Source organism: Chryseobacterium sp. Mn2064 (assembly GCF_049319685.1).
Lineage (GTDB): Bacteria > Bacteroidota > Bacteroidia > Flavobacteriales > Weeksellaceae > Chryseobacterium.
The window spans coordinates 939,408-959,611 of sequence record NZ_JBMOUE010000001.1 but is presented as its reverse complement, the minus strand read 5'-3'; the positions used below and the strand labels follow the sequence as shown (position 1 = coordinate 959,611).

Here is a 20,204-nt window from a genome sequence, read left to right as displayed (position 1 = left end):
GAAGATCTGCTCCTTATATATCCGACTCCCCTCCCTTCCAGCTTTCAGCCTTTTAGTCCAATTTATCAGCTAATGGAAAGTCTACCGGTATTTGGGTAAGTGCGAATGCATAGTTTGTAAATGTTCGTAAGATAACTAATCCTACTAATTCCATAAGTGCTGAATTGTCGAATCCTGCCGCAAAAAAGTTGTCTAATTTTTCAGGAGATGCTTTCCCTTTATTTTCTGAGATTGATTTAGCCAATTCAAGAACTGCATTTAATTTAGGATCTGTAAAGGTTCCTTTTCTAAAATTCAGTGTATCTTCTTTTGAAATCCCTTTCATTCCTGCGATCATTGTATGAGCTGCCAGACAATAGTCGCAATGATTAGTTTCAGAAACAACCAGGTTAATCGCTTCTTTTTCTTCTGCAGTGAATACACTTTTACTAAGCTGCTCATCCAATCCTAGTAATCCTTTTAAAGCATTGGATGAATATCCGATGGTTGCATACAAGTTGGGAACTTTACCCATTCCTTTTTTAATTTGGTCAAAAATCAATTGAGAATCTTCGTTTACTTGTTCTCTTGATGGAACTTTAATCATGTTCATAGCGTAATTATTTAATATTAAATGATATAATCCGATTTTTGGATTGTTTTACTATGGCAAAGTTATCTCTGGAAAGGCTGTAATAAAATGTACAGAACCGGACATTACATGGACAATTGTGACATTTTAAAAGGTTTTTCCCGAAAAGACATTCAATCCACAACATTTTTCCATCGTAAGGTGTTTATTTATGATCCCATTCAGAGATGTTTTTGAAACACAAATGCACGAATACAAGATATTCGTGCATTGAAGACAATTATAGTTTTATGCCCAACTTTTATAGGGGTGATCTTTATAAAAAACAGAAGCTCTCATTGTACTTTTCACATAGAGAACTTCCGTTGGCAATAGATTTCTAGTACTTAGCCTGACCTATTTCAAGCTTGTTTATTTTTCCTTCCTTATTGAAGTGAAATTTAAAATACGCTTTGAAGTCACCGTATTCATCACTGTGAAATGCTCCATAAATAGAATTTCCATGATCTTCTACTTTATCAATGCTCACAAAATTCTCAATCGTAATAGCGTGTGTGGAGAATTCTTTAAGATCTCTGGGATTACCGTCATCCAGCAATATGGCATCTTGGGCAAATAGAGAAGACCATTTTTTAATATCACTTGACTGAAAGGCTTCAATAGCTTGTTTTACAGTGTTATTTTTGATTTTTGAAGTATCCATATCTTTTATTTTTCTGTGTAAATGGCTTTGATTTCGCTGCCCACAGGCATTTAAACTGCAGACCATTACAAGTATTATTGGCAATAGTTTAATCATATTCATCCTCTTAGCTTATTGGTTGGCCCCTCCATTCACCAGTAAATGTTGGCCGTTGACAAATGAAGAAAGGTCGCTGGCAAAAAATTCTGCAATATTGGCCACATCTTCTACTTCTGCCAATCTTCCCATAGGACAGCTGTCTATAAGTGATTTTCTAAGTTCAGGATAGCTGTTTTCTTCTGCAAAAATTCCAGAATGATCTACTGCAAAAGGAATAATGGTATTAACGGTTACTCCACGATGCCCGATCTCCTTTGATAATACGTCTACCAAATATCTTGGTGTTGTTTTACTTCCGCCATAAACGGCCATCCCCTGAACTGGAAATGCAGTTGTGCTTGAAGCAACATAGATGATTCGTCCGTGATCTTCCACCTGTAAAGCGGCTTGCTGCATCGTAAAGTAAGCGCCTTTGGTATTAATGGAAAACAGTCTGTCGAATTGTTCTTCTGTGAATTCTGTAACAGGAGTTTCCACCATTTCAATACCGGCATTGGCTACCACAATGTCTATTTTTCCGAATGCTTTCTTCGCTTCTTCGAAAAGATATTTAATCTCTGAAACTTTGCTTACATCTGCCTTTACGGAGATCACTTTCGCTCCCATAGATCTTATATTACTTTCCACCTCATCGGCAGAAGCTTTGTCACGTGAATAATTGAGTACGATATCTGCACCTAAAGCGGCATAACGTTCTGCGATAGCTTTTCCCAAGCCTCTTCCTGAGCCTGTAATAATGGCTACTTTATTTTGTAATGAATTCATTGTTTTTGATTTTTTTAGTTAAAAATGATTTAATACTATGTAAGTAAGATGGATTTTTATTGAACGGACGATTCCGGAACCTGTCTTTCATGGATTTTTTCGACCACGAAGTTGTTAAGCCACGCGAAAACAAACCCTGAAACAATAGGAATCAATAATTGAAGTACCGGAAGGGGTTCCAATGGTGGATGAACTCCAAAAAGGATGATCAGGCCCAGAAACCATGCGGGTATATTGTTCAGCTTTTTTGTTCTTGCAAAATAGGCCAACGAACCAATGTACAGAAATACAGAAACCGGGAAGCCCAATTTTCCTATAGGCTGTTCTAAAAGTCCGGCTGTAAGCTGTATAAGTATAGCCATTCCCATTCCTAATACAATTTGTAGAAAAGCCCAAAGTGAAGTTTGCCACTTTCTACCAAAAATATAAAAGCTGACCCATGCCACAAACATCACCCATGTGGGCCACTGTTGCGCAAAGGAAACACTTACTGCAATCGCCCCGAAAAGTCCAAAAGCTATTGCAACGGGTAAAGTCTTCATAATATAATGTAAAGGTTATCGACTTCTGTTATCACGCCATTGCTCCATTAGCCCCAATGGTCTGCCCACTGATCCACTTAGCCTCATCGGAAGCAAGCAGAACCACCACTCTCGCAATATCTATAGGTTCTCCAAGACGGTTGAAAGCATTTAAAGAAGCCATTCTGTCGATAAGTTCCTGAGGTTTGCCTGCTGTGAAAAGCTCTGTATTGGTAGGGCCAGGCAGAATAGCATTCACGTTAATTCCTCTTGCGCCTACTTCTTTGGCAAATATGCGGGTTAATTGTTCTACTGCAGCTTTACTCGCTACATAAGTACCATACGTTGGCATCATCACTCTAGTCGTAGTGGAAGAGAAATTAATAATGCTTCCATGATCTGAAAGTCTGGTTGCGGCTTCTCTTAACGTATTAAATGTCCCTTTTACGTTAATATCAAACTGACGGGCAAAATCTTCATCTGTAGTATCTTTGATCAGTTTGGTAATCATAATACCTGCATTGTTAACAAGAACATCAATTCTCCCATAATGCTTGATGGCTTCATCAAAAAGCTGTTTTACGGCATCGGTATTACTTACGTCTGCTTGTAGAGCAATAGCGTCTCCCCCATTGTTTTTTATAGAAGTTACCACTTCGTCTGCTGCATCCTTACGGCCTGCATAATTCACGATAATTTTTGCTCCCGCTGAAGCTAACTGTTGTGCTATTTCAGCACCAATCCCTCTGGACGCTCCGGTCACAAGGATCACTTTGTCATTTAATGTGCTCATATTATTTTCTGTTTTTATCAATGTTTATTTGATAGAACAAAATTGGCACATTGCAACGCCTGAAGACGTACAAAAATTATAGCAGATGTTGTAAATTTCTAAGATTGCTTTCCGAAATACTGTTTCCGGTATTCAGCAGGGCTAATCGAAGTCTGTTTTTTGAAGTAATTACTGAAATGAGAGGTTTCAAGAAAGCCTAAGCGTGCAGCAATCTCTTTGATGTTAAGATCTTCTTTCTGAAGCATTACCTTAGCCTCTGTTGTCGTTTTGTCGGCAATCCATGAACTGATTGTTTTCCCGGTTTTATTACTGATGACACTCGACAGATAATTAACGTGCAGAGCCTGCAAATCTGCATAATCCTGAACTCGTAGCTGGATATTCGTTCTTCCGCTGATCAGGTCTCTAAAATGTTTTTCAATATTCAGTTTAAAGTTTTTGACGATCTGTGAGCTGCGGTTTCCTTCATAAATAGGGTCATAATCCTGAAAAAAATATTCTTTAATCTTTAGCAGCAAAGCAATCACAAGCGCTCCGATGATCTTATTTTTATAAAGTGAATGTCCTTTGTATTCTTTATGAATGAGTCTATACAATTCTTCTATTTGCTGGAATTGTAGTGTAGTAAGAACACGCGGTGATACAACTTCGGATAACAAAAAAGAAAAATCCCGATAAACATCATCATGTACATATTCTTTCAGGAAACCTTCTCCAAAAGTAATCAGGCAGGTGTGTTCCAGCTTTTCCCATTCGAAAACCCTGTAGTTTCCGGGATTGGTAAAATATACTGTATCCGAAGTCACTTCAAACCTCTGATCATCAATTGTATAATGTCCAAAGGCATTTTTTATCAATAAAAAACTGAAATAATTGGGACGAAATGGTTCTGAACGAAATGGCAAATCTCTGAATGTCTCTTCCAGATAATGAATCGTAAAACCGGATTCTTCCTCCAAATAATCTATAGGAAGCCCTAATTGCTGATACAATTCACGCAAAGTACGAACATTAAGATTATCATGGGGCATACGCTAATTTTTGGGTAAATTTAAAAAATTTAATTACGGTTTTCAGCTATTATTTTGCAGTTGAAAGGGAAGTGATTTAAAAAAAATTAAATTATCATAATAAATACGGCTATTTTTTGAGATATCATCGTCTTTTTTTAACACTTTTTTAATCTTTATGGGTTGCAATCGTTTTAAAGTTTAGTTACCTTTGTTATCGGAATGCGAAAAAGGTTTTATCAATATTTATACAGCTTACTGTTTGCTTTACTCACCGTTCTAGGTTGGTATTATGGACAGCTTCAACAGTATATTTCAACAGATACTTCTTCAGACTTTTGTTTTTCTACAGACATTCTTATTCATGAGAAGAAAAACATCGCGGATTCCTTTGCATTTATTAAAGATCATGAAACCAATGATTCTTATAATGTAATCCACCCACGTTACAACAAGATCAGAGCGAATCTTTCTGAAAACGATACAGAAAATGATGACAATGTAGAAACCTCAGCCTCTCCGGAGCTTCTGGCTTTGTTCAGAGAAGGATTCTGGCATTTGATCTCAGACTTCGTCACTACATTTCACGACAGACAAATTGCTGTTTCACTGGCTCAATCTGAGCACATAAAGCTTTTATATGATGATCTGTATATTCAGTACAGAGTCATCCGACTGTGATTTTTATCTTAATTTTTCCGAAAACCTTATATGCTTTCATTTTCTATTTTGAAAGCAGATAACTCTATTTTTCAATTATAAATTATTATAAAAACATTATTATCATGGTCAAGAAAAGTCTCATGTATATAAACCTGTGCCTTATTTTCTTGTTTGTAGGCTGTCAATCTGAAAAAAAGGAAAAAACAGAATCAGCATCATTCAACGTTACAAGCCCTTTAGTAAAAGATACTTTAGTAAATAAAGACTATGTTGCACAAATCCGTTCCATCAACCATATTGAGCTTCGTGCACAGGAAAAAGGATACATTCAGTCTATTTATGTAGATGAAGGACAATTTGTACAAAAAGGGCAACTGATGTTCAAAATCATGCCGAACCTTTATGAATCTGATGTAAACCGAGCCAAAGCTGAAGCAAAGTTCTCCGAAATTGAATATCAGAATACCAAAAATCTTTCCGATAAAGATATTGTAGCCCCTCAGGAAATGGCAATGGCCAAAGCGAAATATGAAAAAGCAAAAGCAGAGCTTTCTTCCATGAATACTCATTTAGGATTCACAGAAATTCGTGCTCCCTTCTCAGGAATTGTAGGAAAACTACACGTTCGAAAAGGAAGCCTTGTGGATGATGGAGAACTTGTTACGGAACTTTCCGACAACAGCAAAATGTGGGTTTATTTCAACGTTCCAGAAGCAGAATACCTGAATCAGATGGATGCCAAAAAAGACAATGCGCCAATGCACGTACGTTTGAGAATGGCTAATGATAAGGAATTCGCTCAGGATGGTATTGTACAGACGATAGAATCTGACTTCAATAATGAAACCGGAAATATCGCTTACAGAGCAACTTTTGCTAACCCGAAAGGTCTTTTGAGATACGGAGAAACAGGGAATATTGTTATTACATCTCCTTATGCCAATGCAATGATGATTCCTCAGAAGGCAACTTTTGAAGAGTTGGAAAAAAAATACGTTTATGTAATTGGTAAAGACAATAAAGTACACGCAAGAGAAATAAAAATTGCTGCGGAGTTACCACACATCTATGTTGTAGCCTCAGGTCTTGGAAAAGATGAAAGAATCCTTCTGGATGGTCTTCGTATGGTTCAGGAAAACCAAAAGATCAATTCGAAGTACCAGAAACCTGAAAAAGTGATGTCGAACCTCGATCTGTATGCAGAGTAACTAAAAGCAGCATTATGTTTAAAAAAGTAATACACCGACCGGTTTTCGCGATCGTGATATCGGTTGTCATCCTATTTTTAGGAGGTATCGCCATGAAGCAGCTTCCTACCGAGCAGTTTCCTAAAATTGCGCCTACAACAGTTGCCGTTTCTATCGCATATCCTGGTGCCAGTGCAGATGTATTGGTAAAATCTTCTTTGATTACCATTGAAAATGCCATTAATGGTGTTCAGGGAATGCGTTACATTACAACAGACGCAACCAGTGCTGGGGAAGCAACCGTAAACGTTGTTTTTGACCCCGGAACCGATCCCAATGAAGCAGTAGTTTTGGTAAAGACAAGGGTTGACCAGGTAATGCCACTGTTACCGGAACTTGTACAGAAAGAAGGGGTTGTTGTAAACCCTATTCAGCCAAGTATGTTGATGTACGTGAACCTTTACAGTACGAATAAAAGTATGGATGAAAAGTTCCTGTACAACTACTCTATGGTAAACATCATTCCTGAAATTAACCGTATTCACGGGATTGCCAAATCTCAGATCCTGGGTAGCCGAAGATATGCCATGCGTATTTGGCTGAATCCGGACCGTATGCGTGCTTATGATATTTCTGTAGATGAAGTAATGAAAGCTATCAGTGAGCAAAGTATCATCGGGCGTCCGGGAAGAATCGGTCAGAGTTCCGGAATTGCAGCACAGTCTTTAGAATATGTATTAACGTATAAAGGCCAGTACAACAAGCCGGAAGAGTATGACAACATTATCGTGCGTTCCAATCCTGAAGGAGAAAATGTTAAACTGAAAGATATTGCAAAAGTAGAATTAGGAAGTGAATTCTTTGATATCTATTCAAACCTTGATGGACATCCTTCTGCTTCTATTGTATTAAAACAGAACTACGGAAGTAATGCCAACGATGTAATCAAAGATGTGAAAGCCAAACTGGCAGAAATGAAAGGAAACTTCCCTCCCGGAGTTGATTATAAGATCAGTTATGACGTTTCCCAATTCCTAGATGCATCCATTGAGCAGGTAATGCATACTTTGAGAGATGCCTTCATCCTTGTAGCGATCGTGGTTTTCATCTTTCTTGGTGACTGGCGATCTACCCTTATTCCGATTATTGCAGTACCGGTTTCACTGATTGGTACCTTCTTCGTGATCCAGTTTTTTGGACTCACGATCAACCTCGTTACCCTTTTTGCCTTAGTATTGGCCATCGGAATCGTGGTAGATAATGCGATTGTAGTAATTGAAGCCGTTCACGCCAAGATGGAAGAAAGCAATATTTCTCCTTATAAAGCGGTGAAAGAAGTAATGGGTGAAATTGCAGGAGCTATTATTGCGATTACAGCCGTTATGGTGGCGGTATTCATTCCGATCTCATTCATGACGGGGCCTGTGGGAACTTTCTACCGTCAGTTTTCCATTACAATGGCCAGTTCTATTGTAATTTCTGCAGTTGTGGCTCTTACTTTAACACCGGTATTGGCGGCGATGTTGTTGAAAAACAATCACGGTAAGCCTAAAAAATCTAATATCTTCACAAAATCATTAGATGCTTTTAACAGCAGTTTCGATAAAGTAACAGGAAAATATGCATCATTCCTTAGAAAAATTGTTAGCAGAAAAGTAGTAACATGGGGAATCCTGATTGCTTTCTGTGCAGGAATTTTCGTTATTAATAAAGTACTTCCGGGTGGTTTCATCCCTAATGAAGACCAGGGAACCGTTTACGCCATTATTCAGACTCCTCCGGGATCCACGTTGGAACAGACCAACAAAGTTTCCAGAACTTTACAGAAAATAGCGATGGGTGTAGATGGTGTAGAATCTGTATCATCACTGGCAGGTTATGAAATTATGACTGAGGGACGTGGATCCAATGCCGGAACCTGTTTGATCAACCTTAAAAGCTGGAACGACCGTGATCATTCTGTAAAAGAAATCATGGAAGAACTTGAAGAAAAATCAAAAGACCTTGGAGCAACAATTGAATTCTTTGAACCGCCTGCGGTACCAGGTTTCGGATCTTCAGGAGGTTTCTCTATGAGATTGCTTGACCTTAACAGAACAACCAATTACCAGGATTTTGACAAGGTTAATAAAGACTTCATTGCCCAACTTAAAAAACGTAAAGAACTTACCGGAGTATTTACTTTCTTCGCGGCCAATTATCCTCAATATGAACTTGTTTTTGATAATAATGCAGCTATGCAGAAGGGAGTTTCTATCGGAAAAGCAATGGAGAATCTAAATATCCTGATCGGTAGTACCTATGAACAAGGGTTTATCCGTTTTGGGCAGTTCTTTAAAGTATATGTACAATCGTCCCCAGAGTTCAGAAGGCTTCCTACTGACATTATGAATCTATATGTAAAAAATGACCGCGACGAAATGGTACCTTACTCTGCTTTCATGACGATGAAGAAAACCCAAGGACCTAACGAGATTACCCGTTACAACATGTACAATTCCGCAGCAATTCGTGGACTTCCGGCAGCAGGGTATACTACTGCAGATGCTATTCAGGCCATTAACGAAACCGCAGCGAAAGCTTTACCTCACGGATACAAAGTAGCTTGGGAAGGATTATCCTATGATGAAGCACAACGTGGTAATGAAGCAATTTATGTATTCCTAGTTGTTCTTGTGTTTGTATATCTTGTTTTGGCAGCACAATATGAAAGCTTCCTGATTCCATTCGCAGTACTATGTTCATTACCTGTTGGGGTATTCGGATCTTTCTTACTGCTAAAAGCAATGGGACTTGAAAATGACATCTATGCACAGGTAGGATTAATTATGATTATTGGATTACTGGGTAAAAACGCAGTACTAATCGTTGAATTTGCAGTGAAAAGACGCCAGGCAGGAGATTCCATTCTGGAAGCTGCTGTAGAAGGTTCCAAAGCCCGTTTCAGACCGATTCTTATGACTTCCTTTGCCTTCATTGCAGGGTTGGTTCCCCTTGTTTTTGCAAGAGGTGCCGGAGCGATCGGAAACCACACGATTGGAGCATCCTCATTAGGAGGAATGTTAATAGGAACATTGTTTGGGGTAATCGTTATCCCTGGTCTCTACTACATTTTTGCCAAATGGTCTGACGGTAAAAAAATGATCAAAGACGAAGATGAATCTCCACTAAGCGAAGACATAATCCATTATGAATAAAAGAAAAATATATCAATATGCAGGTCTGGCAGTGGTCTTATTAAGTCTTACTGCCTGTAAACCTATCGAAATAGAACAGCGAGCTGAAAATAAAAACGTTCCGGAAAAATTTGGCTCAGCAGAAAATGATACCACCAATACCGGAAAGCTGAAATGGAATGACTATTTCAGCGATCCCAATCTTCAGGCATTAATCAATCAGGCTCTTCAAAATAATCAGGAACTGAATATTGTTCTTCAGGAAATTGAAATGTCTAAAAACGAAATCAAGGCCCGAAAAGGAGAATATCTTCCTTCCGTAGGTTTAAAAGCCGGAGCGGGAGTAGATAAGGTAAGCCGTTATACCAATATCGGAGCCATGGAGGCTAACACAGAGATTGAACCAGGTAGAGAAATGCCAGATCCCATGTTTGATTTTGGCGTTGGCGTACAGGCAAAATGGGAAACAGATATCTGGGGAAAACTTCATAATGCTACCAGAGCGCAGGCTCAAAGATACCTTGCAAGTATTGAAGGTAAAAACTTCATGGTTACCCATCTTATCTCAGAAATTGCAGATTCTTATTATGAGCTTCTGGCGTTAGATAATGAATTGGTGATTTTAAATCAAAATATCAAGATTCAGAATAATGCTTTGGAAATCATTAAAGATCTGAAGAAAAATGCGCGTTCCAACGAACTTGCCGTACAAAGATTTGAAGCTCAGGTTCTGAAAACCCAGGGAATGCAGTATGATATTCAACAGCAAATTGTTGAAACGGAAAACAAGATTAATTATTTGGTAGGAAGATTTCCTCAGACGGTAGAAAGAACAAAAGATTCTTTTGATTCTATTGTTCCACAAACGGTATATGGAGGAATTCCTTCTGAGTTGCTTGAAAACAGACCGGACATTAAACAGGCTGAGTATGAACTTGCTGCTGCAAAACTGGACATTAAATCAGCAAAAGCAAGGTTCTACCCTTCTCTGGACCTTGGTGCTGGAGTTGGCCTGCAGGCATTTAATCCTACTTACCTCATCAAACCTGAATCATTCCTGTTTTCTCTTGCAGGAGAACTTACAGCTCCTTTGATTAACAGGAGAGCGATAAAGGCCGCTTATAACAATGCCAATGCCAGACAGGTTCAGGCAGTATATCATTATGAACAGACTGTTTTGAGTGCTTATATCGAAGTAGTCAATCAGCTGTCTAAAATTCATAATCTTGAAAACAGTGTAGGAATTAAGACGAAGGAAGTAAATGCCTTAACAAAGTCTATTGATATTTCTAATGATTTGTTCAAGTATGCCCGTGCCGATTATATGGAAGTTCTTCTTACACAGCGCGACGCTCTGGAGTCTAAGTTTGAACTGGTAGAGAAAAAAGTAAATCAGCTTAAGGCAACAGTAGCCGTTTACAGAGCATTAGGTGGTGGCTGGGATCAGCAACAGCTCACTCCTCCCGATATTACTAAACAGTAAAAAGCCCTATATTTTTTCCAAACGAAGCTTGTCATTCATTTGATGAGCTTCGTTTTTTTTAAAATAACATATTGAATATCAATAAATTGAATAAAAACATGTTAAATATTCAAAAATAAAAGAGAAAAAGTTTTGTTTTATGACCAATCGGTCATATATTTGCATGGTAAATCTTACAGTTATCATGGCAAAAGGTGAACAAACCAGACAATTCATTATAGAAAAAGCGGCTCCTATTTTTAATACAAAAGGAATTGCAGCTACCTCTATGAGTGATATTATGGAGGTAACCAAACTGTCTAAGGGAAGTATGTATGTGCATTTTGAAAACAAGGAAGTTCTTGCATGTGCCGCTGTGGATCATAATATGGGAATGCTGAACAGAAAACTTCAGGGAGCTTTAAGTCAGTGCAAAACATCCAAAGATCAATTATTTGCTTATATAGACTTTTTTAGTGATCCTACTCACCCACCGGTTATAGGAGGTTGTCCTTTACTGAATTTCGGGACTGAGGCAGATGATACCAATCCTATTGTAAAAGAAAAAGTGAATTTCGGGATTAAACAAGGTCAGAAGTTACTTTCAAGTATTATTGAAAAAGGAATTACCAATCAGGAATTTAAAGCAGATTGGAATGCTGCCGATTTTGCAACTGTACTTTTCGCGATGCTTGAAGGTGGTCATTTAATGTCAAGAGTGGCCGGCAAGAACGATAATATGAAAATCATTGGTAATACTCTTAAAAATTTGATAGAGCAAAACAGCATATAATTTTTTTTCTCATAAAAATGACCGATCGGTCATTTTTGCAGAAATTAATCACAATAATTTTAATCAAAAACAATCCATTTAAAAAAACAAAAAACAATGGCAAAAACAGTTTTAATTACAGGAGCGTCAAAAGGTTTCGGAAAAGCTTGGGCAGAAGCATTCTTAACAAGAGGATATAAAGTAGCTGCAACAGCACGTAATGTAGAAACGCTCAATGATTTAAAGGATAAATTCGGAGACTCCGTATTCACCTTAAAGCTCGATGTAGACAACAGAGAAGAATCTCTGTCTGTGGTACAAAAAGTTCATGAGCATTTTGGCTCTATCGACATTCTGATCAATAATGCAGGATACGCTTTAATGGGTGCCGTTGAAGAAAGTAATGAGCAGGAATCCAGAGCGCAGTTCGAAACCAATTTCTTTGGAACCTTATGGCTTACACAGGCTGTACTTCCTATTATGAGAAATCAGAAAAGTGGTCATATTCTTCAGGTTTCATCTATTTTAGGATTGGCAACCTTACCTACAATGGGGCTTTACAATGCTTCAAAATTTGCGGTTGAAGGATTAAGCGAAACGTTAGCTACAGAAGTGAAACAATTCGGAATCAATGTAACATTAGTAGAACCAAACGGTTATGCATCCAACATCTGGCATACGGGAATCAGTACACAAAATAACCCTGCTTATGATGGTATTAAAAAAGCATTCTCAGAATCTGAAACCTCTTTTGGTGAAGTAGAAGCTACAGTACCTGCGATCATAAAATTGGTTGAAACAGAAAACCCTCCGTTGCGTTTATTACTTGGAAAAGTAGCGTTACCATTCGTAAAACAGAGCTATGAGCAACGTTTGAAAGTTTGGGAAGAATGGAATGATGTTTCGGTAGAAGCTCATGGATAATATTTCTAAAGGTAATTGCGCTACCTTCCGTTGATAACGGTTTTTTCATAATTGTAAGATCCGCCGTCGTTTTATTCCAGTACATAAAATGATGGCGGATTTTCTATGGTTATTCAGTTAAAAATTTCCGACATTTGCATTTCAATTTTTGAATGATCAGAAAATAATGGAAGAATTTGAAGTCCCTGTAACATATAAAGGTAAAGAACTCGTTTTCAATGCAAGACTTGGTGCCTTTACTTATGGTTATAAGATTTATGTGGATGTAGACGGTACTGAAGTAGTTTTTGAACGGGATGATGAAGGTAATCTACGAGTGCTTTTACCTGAAGCCGATTCAAACCCACCTGTAGAAAAAGAACTTATTCAGAGTATTGTTGAGGTATTTAACAATCTATAGCTGGAGTTTTGATCATTTTCAAACCGGAAAACAGAGGTGAATAGTTAATGATTCTGTTTTCTATACTGCCCAGGAGTAACGCCTCTGTATTTTTTAAACAGCTTGGAAAGATGGCTTTCATCGCTAAACTGAAGCTCATAAGCAATCTCATTCAGTCGAACGCTGCTGTATTTTAAATAAGTTTCTACAAGTTTAAGCCGGTAATCCAATAGATAATCCTGATAAGAAATCCCGGTTTGCTGCTTAAAATACTCTCCGAAATAATTCGGAGAAATTCCAAAATGCTCTGCAATGACCTGAATACCGGTTTTATCTCTGTCTTTTATATGTTGTTGAATATAAGCAACGATTTTCATAATAGAAAAAGACTTTCTGTTGTCCTGAAGATCAGATGTTTCACTGAGAATAAGATTTCGGGCAATGAGATTCAGGAGAATAGAGATACAGTTTCGAATAATAAGATAATCATCTGCTTTGTTTTTAAATTCCCGGGCAATCTGAAGAATAAGTGTTTCGGCAAAACTTTCATCATTTTCATCACGGAAAACACATCCGGCCTTAGCGTGGTAATTATTACTTATATACTGCAGTTTGTGGAGATTTTCACAACTTTCAATACGATCTGCTTCCAGACGGATTTTATCAATAAATTCTATGGGACATTGTATAGAAATCAGAAAAGCATTTTCACTTATAAACCTATAGGATTCTTCCTGAGGAATTATCAAAAGTTTTCCTTCTTTAAAATCAATACACCGTTCATCGTGGATAAGATTTCCTTTCCCTTTTACAATATATACAAATGACAGAAATACATGAGTTTTAAAGGTAATTTCTTCTCCTTTTAACTGTATTTCTCTTACTTCAATCCCTTCGAGATGCACACCTTTCATGACTTCACCCTTATTTTTCCTCCAAAAATACAATTTTAGCAGAACATAAAGAGGTTAGCTTTGCATAAAAAAATTATGGAGATTTCTTCGAAAAGGTGGCAGGCACTCAATTTCCTCATAACAGGAGCGTTTCTTTCGCCCTTGGATTATTTTATTGTCAATATGGCATTGCCTTCTATCAAGAATGCTTTCAAAGCCAATGATCACCAGCTCCAGATGGTTGTAGCCATTTACGGACTTACCTATGCGGCACTTGTAGTCTGCGGAGGAAGATTGGGTGATATTTATGGAAGAAAAAAGATCTTCACAATAGGATTATATATTTTCCTGTTATCATCTCTTGCCTGTGCTTTTGCTCCTGAGATCAGTTGGCTCATTATTGCAAGGCTTTTTCAGGGAATAGGGGCATCATTAATTGCGCCACAGGTATTGGCTTCTATTCGGGTTTTATTTACCACTGATGAACAGCCTAAAGCAGTAAGCCTTTTCAGTTCTGTATTTGGATTGGCATCTGTAATCGGGCAGCTTCTTGGCGGTTTACTGCTCAGTTTACATTGGCAGAATTTCTCTTGGGAAATGGTATTTTTTGTGAATGTACCTATTACTGTTATTTGTATCTTAGGAATTCATTTCACAATGGATTCTGATCGTGAAAAAGAAAAAACAGGGATTGATTTCATGGGATCTCTATCATTGATTTCTGCTTTACTTTTATTAATATGTCCATTAATTTTCGGACGGAAATATGAATGGATCTGGTGGATATTTGGAATGATGATCGCGGGCGTTGTATTATTAATTGCTTTTTTAAAATATGAAATGTTTCTTTTACGAAATAACCGCCCAATACTCATTGATCCTACCCTTCTACAGCATACTCCCTTCACTTTGAGTCTTTTGATTATCTTCTTGTACAACTTCACAGCCGGATTATTTATCTGCTACCCTTATTACCTACAGCAATTCCTTCATCAGACCTCTATGCAGACAGGATTAGCGATAATACCCTATGGAATAGCCTTTTTTATTGGTCCATGGATTGTCTCAAAATTAAAACTTGTTCCTTATAAAATAATATACGCTGGACTAGGTTTGCTCATGACAGGGTTTATCCTGACAGCACTGATGTTTTATTTTCAACATAAGCCTTCTCTTATAACAGGATTCTCTTTATTTCTTGCCGGATTAGGACATGGTACAATGATGCCTGTCATGATGCGGACGGCAATTTCTCTTATCTCCAAAGATAAAGCAGGACAAGCATCGGGCCTCATCAGCATTGGGATACAGATAGGCAGCGTAACGGGCGGAGCTATTATTGGAACTGTATTTTTTAATATGATCGAAATACTGGGATTTCCAGAAGCTTTTGCGATTGCCATTGCATTGATTGGAGGTTTTCAGATCATTGGACTCGGAATTTCCACCCGATTAAAACCCTTTCTGAAATAATATTTATTAATTAAACCATTAAAATTCTATAATAAAACTGCCTAAACTTACTATTTTAAAACACGTTAGTACACTTTAGAAAATGTAAAAATATCACACAATCAAGTTCACATAAGATGAAAATCTTAAATTTTCAACACAACTTTAGTGTTCAATCATCTTTTGTGACTTTTGTGGTTACATTTAAACCAACTTAATTTAAAACCTATGAACAACACAGAAAAAGTAATAAAGGAGATCATTGATTTTCACCAGAATATTGAAAAATGGTTCAACGGAGTTACCGAAAATCAGGAAGATCTTTATAAAACCCTACTCTCTGGCTTTTCACCCGAATTCAGAATGATCAACGGAAACGGAGATCTTGTAACGTTAACAATGCTTTCAGAATGGCTTCCGACTGTATTTGGAAAATTCCCGGACCGCAAAATCCAGGTTGAAAACATAGAAGTAACTCACTCTGACCATCATGGATTAGCAACTTATACAGAAACACAGATGACAGGAACTGACACCAACAAAAGGAAATCATCCGCTATTTTCCTGCTAAACAATGAAAAAGCATTGTGGCTTCATCTTATAGAAAACTGGATGTAATAAAAGAAAGTGACTCCTCTCATAAGAAGAGTCACTTTTTATACTTTTTAGCCACAAACATCTTTTGCCGATCTAAAAGACATTCATGGCCAAAATAAGATTTTAAATTATCCCATCACCAAATGATGGAAAATGATCTTACTATTCTGACCAAGGAGAATGTAAAATACAGTCGCAGAAATTTTTCCTTTGGAAATTTGGGATCATGAAAGCGCAGACATCGGCTTTTATGTTTCCAAAAGTGGTTTCTGTTTTATGTTCAAAACCACCAAAAAAAGTAGGAATGATTTTGTTCTTAAAGTCATTTCTCGGAAAAGCGCTTATGATTTCCTCTCTGTGCTCCGTACTCAGATGCTCATACCCTTCCCCCATCACATCTAATCCTACACCGGAATACATCAATGCTACTTCGTTTTCCTTGTGCTCTGCAATCCCAATGGTCGTATGAAGGGCAATTGTATCCCATACGAGCTGTAATTTGTCCTGAGCAATACCATAGCTTTTCAAAAAGTCCCGGGCTGCATTCGCTCCATCTACTTCAAACCTAAGATCCGGGCTGCTGTAATGAGAAACAAGCCCCAGGTCATGGAATACGGACGACACGTACAACAACTCTGAATCGTGAGCCATATTTTTGCGTTTTGCATTTAATGAGGAGAATAAAAAGACACGTAATGAGTGGTTGTAGATAAATTCGGTTCCGTGTTCTAATAAAAGTTCTGTTGCTTCTGTGGCAATTTTACTGTCCGGGATGATGATTCCCGCTACTTCTTTCATACGATTTACTGACATAGCTTAAAATTATTTTTCTTCAAAGGTATTTTGATTATATACCCTGGAGAATATCAATATCTACGGATGAAATGTCAAAATTTCGGTCAGACTTTGGTATGAATCGTAATAAACTGATTTCGATAGTTTGCGGGAGCTGTTTTGGTATTCTTCTTAAAAAAGTGACTGAACTGCTCTGATGTACCGAAATTAAGCTGATAAGCAATCTCTTTTACAGAAAAAGAGCTGAACTGAAGTAATCTTTTGGCCTCTCCTATAATCTGACCGTTAATAATTTCTTTTGCACTTTTATTACTGCAGCGCTTACACAGTTCGCTGAGTCTTCTGGAAGTAATATTCAGCATTTCTGAATAATCGTTTACCGCATGGAGCGTTTGGAATTGATGACTCAGAAGTTCCAGAAACTTTCGGTAAATAAGATAATCCTGGCTGTCGAATGTTTCTTCTTTTACAAGCTTTATATTCGCCAGCTTTATCATAATAATTTTCAGATAAGCGGCTAATACATCAATTTGGTTGGTATACTGATGGGTTTCATATTCTACAAGTAAAACTTTACATAAAGATAAAAACTCCTTTAATTCCAAACCATTAGGTTTTAAAATCTGATTAGCTTCGGCATTATTAAAAAGAACCGCTTTACAATTGCTCGCGCTGGAAGGTACTTTTTCCCAAAAGCAATCTCCAAATGAAATCTGGTATCCCTTCATCTCAGATAGTTCATCAAAATGGTAAATCTGTCCTTTTGCCAGTAAGAAAATTTCATTGGCTTTTATTTCAAAAGATCTTCCGTCTACGGTCAACAATCCGGAACCTTTTTCTATGACAATGATCCGGTGATAATTTAATCTTACAAAATATCTGGTGTAGGTAATCTCCCCTTCCAGATATGTAACGAGAAAAGATTGCTCTATTGAAGGTTCATTTACGATTTTTGATGCAGACTTCATGGAAGAAATGTTTTACTAAAGATAAAGCTTTTCAACAGCAGTTGATGACTTTCTTCTCAATTTCATTGGTTTAAACCGACAATATTACGTTTCTGTTTTGGCTTAAAAAATGTCAAAAAAGCAGTAATGAATGTCAAAATCTACCTAAAAACATCAGTTTTTACTTTTAAATATTTTCATCTGCCCGGAAATGATAGTCAAAAGGATTCCAAAGCAGGCAAACAGACCGTAGGAATATCTGAGATCAAAAGCTTCTGCAATATACCCGATAAGAGGAGGCCCCATTAAAAAACCTAGAAACGAAATACTGGACACAAATGATAAAGCGATACCAGGAGCAACGGTACTTACCTGTCCTACGGCACTGTAAACGGAAGGCACACTCAGAGAACCGCCAAGCCCAATGATCATAAAAGCAATAATGCATATCCATAGCTCGGGGAAGAAAACACTTAGGAAAAGACCGCCACTCATCAGAATTCCACAGGTTTGCAATACCGTACGTTTTCCGTATTTTTCAATCACTCGGTTTCCTATAAACCGACCTAAAGTCATCATTAAAATAAAACTCGTATATCCCAGTATGACAAGTTTTTCCGGAGCTTTCACAATCGTCTGAAAATAAACACCACTCCAGTCAAACATAGCGCCTTCAATCGCCATGCTCAAAAAACCTATGATCCCAAGGCCCACAAGCGTAGGGTTCACCGACTTAAAAATAGACTGTCTCTTTGGTTCAACTTTATGAATGATATTGGTTAAATGATTTCTACTATAGAGCCAAAGTCCTGCAACAAGGACGAAAGCGAATACAAAATGATAAAAAGTTCCCACATTCATACTGATCATCAACATTCCAATAACCGCTCCGGACAATCCGGCAAAACACCATGCCCCATGATAAGATGAGAGCAGTGTTCTTTTGGTAACGGATTCGATCTCAATCGCCTGCGTATTCATGGCGATATTGCATAAGTTTCCGGAAACTCCAAAGAAAAACAAAACAACTGCCAACACCCAATAAGATGGAGAAAGCCCGATCAGCAATAAGAAAACCGGATAAATTAAAAAGCAGTTTTGAATGATCTTACTGCTTCCGTACTTACTGATCAGTTTTCCGGCGAGAACCATTGTAGAAAGCTGCCCTATAGGCATTAAAAGTAAAAGAGTCCCTAATTCTGCTTCATTAATCGAAAGTGCGTTTTTAATCACCGGTATACGACTTGCCCAGGAAGAAAAAACCAGGCCATGGGCAAAGAAAAGTAAAAAACAGGCTGTAGGCATTTTCGCATTATATAATTCTCTATCTTGCATTTGAACAGTATTTAGATTTGAATTTTCCGGTTACGAAGTTAGGAACAGTCTTCGAATAAAATATATTCCATTTTTGATATTTTATATTCCATTTTAAACACGGTATGAAAAAAGAGAAATTAACTGCTTACATTTGACCACAGAAATTCGGAACAAAAGGATTCCGATATCCGAAGAGCAATTCACTTTATCATGATAGATATTAAGCCAAAATTTGAAGGGTTGTATATTGAAAAATATAGAGCACATGACATCGACAGGTTTCTTACAAGTGCCAGTAAGCTTCACAAACTGCTGCTTTGTTTTGTTTCGTCCGGTGAATTGAATCTTCAGATCAATTCTTTTCCTTTTCAGATCAAAAGCAATTCGGTGATGATGCTGCTACCTGATACTGATTTAGGAGAATGGTCCGGAAGTGATGATCTTGATATGTCTGTATTTTTTATCTCCTTGGATTTCATCAGTACTTATAGTTTTCTTACCGTTCTTTTGGCTAGCGAAGAAATTAAGTTCAATCCTGTGATGCAGGTAGAAAATACCTCAGAAAATCTTATTTGGTGTACCGTTAGGCTGATAAAGGAACATCACGGCAAAACAAATACGGAAAGTACTGTAGAAGCCGTTCAGTATCTTCTGTATGCTCTTCTCGAAGTGATTTCAAAACTCTATCTTCCCGTTATTAAAAACAACAGTCTTTTGCAGACCAGAAGCCAGGAAATCATTGAACATTTCTTTGAGTTGCTGAATGCGCACGGGCACCTTCAAAGAAGTGTACTATTCTACGCGGACCAACTTCATCTTTCCCCAACGTATTTAAGCAGCCTGATAAAAAAAGAAACCGGAAAACCCATTAAACAGTGGATCAGCTACATGGTTATAAAACACGCAAAAGAACTTCTTAAGACGACCTCTTTTTCCATTAAGGAAATCAGCAATCAGCTACAGTTTGTAGATTCTTCTCTCTTTTGCAGATATTTCAGAAGATGTACAGGAATTACAGCCAATACATACAGAGAAAATTACAAAATCAAGAAATGAAGAAAATTTACTTTCGTAAATTGATTCAAGCACCTATTAATCAATGAAAAAAAATACTTAAATATTCAACTATAGCAAATTCCACAATCAAATCATCAATCTATTAACCTTATCAAAATATT

The 20,204-nt window shown here is 37.4% G+C and carries 20 protein-coding genes; 10 read left to right on the top strand and 10 right to left on the bottom strand.

Translation table 11 applies throughout. The annotated features are described in order from the left end of the window. Window positions 1–52: 52 nt before the first annotated feature. The 6 genes from ACL9RH_RS04170 to ACL9RH_RS04145 all read right to left on the bottom strand — a co-directional run bounded on the left by ACL9RH_RS04170 (window position 53) and on the right by ACL9RH_RS04145 (window position 4,483). A complete protein-coding gene (locus tag ACL9RH_RS04170) occupies window positions 53–592 on the bottom strand; it encodes a carboxymuconolactone decarboxylase family protein (RefSeq protein WP_422692082.1) in 540 nt (179 codons plus the stop codon). Between the two features lie 358 nt (window positions 593–950). Beyond that, window positions 951–1,274 carry a hypothetical protein gene (locus ACL9RH_RS04165; RefSeq protein WP_422692081.1) on the bottom strand — a complete coding sequence of 108 codons (324 nt, stop codon included), beginning with the start codon at window positions 1,272–1,274 and terminating at the stop codon, window positions 951–953. Between the two features lie 111 nt (window positions 1,275–1,385). After that, window positions 1,386–2,138 carry an SDR family oxidoreductase gene (locus tag ACL9RH_RS04160; RefSeq protein WP_422692080.1) on the bottom strand — a complete coding sequence of 251 codons (753 nt, stop codon included), beginning with the start codon at window positions 2,136–2,138 and terminating at the stop codon, window positions 1,386–1,388. Between the two features lie 56 nt (window positions 2,139–2,194). Beyond that, complete coding sequence (locus ACL9RH_RS04155; RefSeq protein ID WP_422692079.1) at window positions 2,195–2,680, bottom strand: DUF1097 domain-containing protein; 486 nt, start codon at window positions 2,678–2,680, stop codon at window positions 2,195–2,197. Window positions 2,681–2,711: 31 nt separating this feature from the next. Next, window positions 2,712–3,452, bottom strand: a complete 741-nt coding sequence (locus ACL9RH_RS04150) for an SDR family oxidoreductase (RefSeq protein WP_422692078.1) — start codon at window positions 3,450–3,452, stop codon at window positions 2,712–2,714. A 98-nt stretch (window positions 3,453–3,550) separates the two neighbouring features. Continuing rightward, the gene (locus tag ACL9RH_RS04145) at window positions 3,551–4,483 is read right to left on the bottom strand and encodes a helix-turn-helix domain-containing protein (protein ID WP_422692077.1); all 933 of its coding nucleotides are present in this window, start codon (window positions 4,481–4,483) and stop codon (window positions 3,551–3,553) included. A gap of 201 nt (window positions 4,484–4,684) precedes the next feature. Here ACL9RH_RS04145 and ACL9RH_RS04140 point away from each other — a divergent pair, with 201 nt between their 5' ends. From ACL9RH_RS04140 to ACL9RH_RS04110, 7 genes are all read left to right on the top strand, one after another. Further along, window positions 4,685–5,143 carry a hypothetical protein gene (locus tag ACL9RH_RS04140; RefSeq protein ID WP_422692076.1) on the top strand — a complete coding sequence of 153 codons (459 nt, stop codon included), beginning with the start codon at window positions 4,685–4,687 and terminating at the stop codon, window positions 5,141–5,143. Window positions 5,144–5,247: 104 nt separating this feature from the next. Next, the gene (locus ACL9RH_RS04135) at window positions 5,248–6,333 is read left to right on the top strand and encodes an efflux RND transporter periplasmic adaptor subunit (protein WP_422692075.1); all 1,086 of its coding nucleotides are present in this window, start codon (window positions 5,248–5,250) and stop codon (window positions 6,331–6,333) included. A 14-nt stretch (window positions 6,334–6,347) separates the two neighbouring features. Then, window positions 6,348–9,509 (top strand): efflux RND transporter permease subunit, encoded by a 3,162-nt coding sequence (locus tag ACL9RH_RS04130; protein WP_422692074.1) that lies wholly within the window; start codon window positions 6,348–6,350, stop codon window positions 9,507–9,509. Then, window positions 9,502–10,971: a TolC family protein gene (locus ACL9RH_RS04125; protein ID WP_422692073.1), complete on the top strand. Its 1,470-nt coding sequence runs from the start codon at window positions 9,502–9,504 to the stop codon at window positions 10,969–10,971. Before ACL9RH_RS04130 ends, ACL9RH_RS04125 begins: the two co-directional genes overlap by 8 nt. Window positions 10,972–11,155: 184 nt before the next feature. Continuing rightward, a complete protein-coding gene (locus tag ACL9RH_RS04120; RefSeq protein WP_422692072.1) occupies window positions 11,156–11,743 on the top strand; it encodes a TetR/AcrR family transcriptional regulator in 588 nt (195 codons plus the stop codon). Window positions 11,744–11,839: 96 nt separating this feature from the next. After that, window positions 11,840–12,646, top strand: coding sequence for an SDR family NAD(P)-dependent oxidoreductase (locus ACL9RH_RS04115; RefSeq protein ID WP_422692071.1), 807 nt, complete (start codon window positions 11,840–11,842; stop codon window positions 12,644–12,646). Window positions 12,647–12,812: 166 nt separating this feature from the next. Then, window positions 12,813–13,046 (top strand): hypothetical protein, encoded by a 234-nt coding sequence (locus tag ACL9RH_RS04110; protein WP_422692070.1) that lies wholly within the window; start codon window positions 12,813–12,815, stop codon window positions 13,044–13,046. 44 nt (window positions 13,047–13,090) lie between these two features. Here the strand turns inward: ACL9RH_RS04110 and ACL9RH_RS04105 are convergent, their stop codons facing one another. Next, window positions 13,091–13,939, bottom strand: a complete 849-nt coding sequence (locus ACL9RH_RS04105) for a helix-turn-helix domain-containing protein (RefSeq protein WP_422692069.1) — start codon at window positions 13,937–13,939, stop codon at window positions 13,091–13,093. A gap of 75 nt (window positions 13,940–14,014) precedes the next feature. Between ACL9RH_RS04105 and ACL9RH_RS04100 the strand changes: the two genes are divergently transcribed. Next, window positions 14,015–15,391: an MFS transporter gene (locus ACL9RH_RS04100; RefSeq protein WP_422692068.1), complete on the top strand. Its 1,377-nt coding sequence runs from the start codon at window positions 14,015–14,017 to the stop codon at window positions 15,389–15,391. Between the two features lie 207 nt (window positions 15,392–15,598). Then, window positions 15,599–15,988 carry a hypothetical protein gene (locus ACL9RH_RS04095; RefSeq protein ID WP_422692067.1) on the top strand — a complete coding sequence of 130 codons (390 nt, stop codon included), beginning with the start codon at window positions 15,599–15,601 and terminating at the stop codon, window positions 15,986–15,988. 141 nt (window positions 15,989–16,129) lie between these two features. On the opposite strand, the gene ACL9RH_RS04090 is transcribed toward ACL9RH_RS04095, so the two are convergent. The 3 genes from ACL9RH_RS04090 to ACL9RH_RS04080 all read right to left on the bottom strand — a co-directional run bounded on the left by ACL9RH_RS04090 (window position 16,130) and on the right by ACL9RH_RS04080 (window position 19,044). Further along, window positions 16,130–16,780, bottom strand: a complete 651-nt coding sequence (locus ACL9RH_RS04090; protein WP_422692066.1) for an HD domain-containing protein — start codon at window positions 16,778–16,780, stop codon at window positions 16,130–16,132. Window positions 16,781–16,866: 86 nt separating this feature from the next. Then, entirely contained in the window at window positions 16,867–17,730 is an 864-nt protein-coding gene (locus ACL9RH_RS04085) for an AraC family transcriptional regulator (protein WP_422692065.1), read from the bottom strand. Window positions 17,731–17,883: 153 nt separating this feature from the next. Continuing rightward, window positions 17,884–19,044 carry an MFS transporter gene (locus tag ACL9RH_RS04080; RefSeq protein WP_422692064.1) on the bottom strand — a complete coding sequence of 387 codons (1,161 nt, stop codon included), beginning with the start codon at window positions 19,042–19,044 and terminating at the stop codon, window positions 17,884–17,886. A 192-nt stretch (window positions 19,045–19,236) separates the two neighbouring features. On the opposite strand from ACL9RH_RS04080, the gene ACL9RH_RS04075 reads away from it, so the two are divergent. Continuing rightward, the gene (locus ACL9RH_RS04075; RefSeq protein WP_422692063.1) at window positions 19,237–20,082 is read left to right on the top strand and encodes a helix-turn-helix transcriptional regulator; all 846 of its coding nucleotides are present in this window, start codon (window positions 19,237–19,239) and stop codon (window positions 20,080–20,082) included. The last annotated feature ends 122 nt before the right edge of the window (window positions 20,083–20,204 follow it).

Bases quoted from the DNA above. Each gene is read 5' to 3' on its own strand.
- ACL9RH_RS04105 (WP_422692069.1), bottom strand. From the start codon at position 13,939: ATGAAAGGTGTGCATCTCGAAGGGATTGAAGTAAGAGAAATACAGTTA.
- ACL9RH_RS04130 (WP_422692074.1), top strand. From the start codon at position 6,348: ATGTTTAAAAAAGTAATACACCGACCGGTTTTCGCGATCGTGATATCG.
- ACL9RH_RS04140 (WP_422692076.1), top strand. From the start codon at position 4,685: ATGCGAAAAAGGTTTTATCAATATTTATACAGCTTACTGTTTGCTTTA.
- ACL9RH_RS04095 (WP_422692067.1), top strand. From the start codon at position 15,599: ATGAACAACACAGAAAAAGTAATAAAGGAGATCATTGATTTTCACCAG.
- ACL9RH_RS04145 (WP_422692077.1), bottom strand. From the start codon at position 4,483: ATGCCCCATGATAATCTTAATGTTCGTACTTTGCGTGAATTGTATCAG.
- ACL9RH_RS04165 (WP_422692081.1), bottom strand. From the start codon at position 1,274: ATGGATACTTCAAAAATCAAAAATAACACTGTAAAACAAGCTATTGAA.
- ACL9RH_RS04160 (WP_422692080.1), bottom strand. From the start codon at position 2,138: ATGAATTCATTACAAAATAAAGTAGCCATTATTACAGGCTCAGGAAGA.
- ACL9RH_RS04125 (WP_422692073.1), top strand. From the start codon at position 9,502: ATGAATAAAAGAAAAATATATCAATATGCAGGTCTGGCAGTGGTCTTA.
- ACL9RH_RS04075 (WP_422692063.1), top strand. From the start codon at position 19,237: ATGATAGATATTAAGCCAAAATTTGAAGGGTTGTATATTGAAAAATAT.
- ACL9RH_RS04090 (WP_422692066.1), bottom strand. From the start codon at position 16,780: ATGTCAGTAAATCGTATGAAAGAAGTAGCGGGAATCATCATCCCGGAC.
- ACL9RH_RS04100 (WP_422692068.1), top strand. From the start codon at position 14,015: ATGGAGATTTCTTCGAAAAGGTGGCAGGCACTCAATTTCCTCATAACA.
- ACL9RH_RS04135 (WP_422692075.1), top strand. From the start codon at position 5,248: ATGGTCAAGAAAAGTCTCATGTATATAAACCTGTGCCTTATTTTCTTG.
- ACL9RH_RS04110 (WP_422692070.1), top strand. From the start codon at position 12,813: ATGGAAGAATTTGAAGTCCCTGTAACATATAAAGGTAAAGAACTCGTT.
- ACL9RH_RS04080 (WP_422692064.1), bottom strand. From the start codon at position 19,044: ATGCAAGATAGAGAATTATATAATGCGAAAATGCCTACAGCCTGTTTT.
- ACL9RH_RS04120 (WP_422692072.1), top strand. From the start codon at position 11,156: ATGGCAAAAGGTGAACAAACCAGACAATTCATTATAGAAAAAGCGGCT.
- ACL9RH_RS04170 (WP_422692082.1), bottom strand. From the start codon at position 592: ATGAACATGATTAAAGTTCCATCAAGAGAACAAGTAAACGAAGATTCT.
- ACL9RH_RS04115 (WP_422692071.1), top strand. From the start codon at position 11,840: ATGGCAAAAACAGTTTTAATTACAGGAGCGTCAAAAGGTTTCGGAAAA.
- ACL9RH_RS04150 (WP_422692078.1), bottom strand. From the start codon at position 3,452: ATGAGCACATTAAATGACAAAGTGATCCTTGTGACCGGAGCGTCCAGA.
- ACL9RH_RS04085 (WP_422692065.1), bottom strand. From the start codon at position 17,730: ATGAAGTCTGCATCAAAAATCGTAAATGAACCTTCAATAGAGCAATCT.
- ACL9RH_RS04155 (WP_422692079.1), bottom strand. From the start codon at position 2,680: ATGAAGACTTTACCCGTTGCAATAGCTTTTGGACTTTTCGGGGCGATT.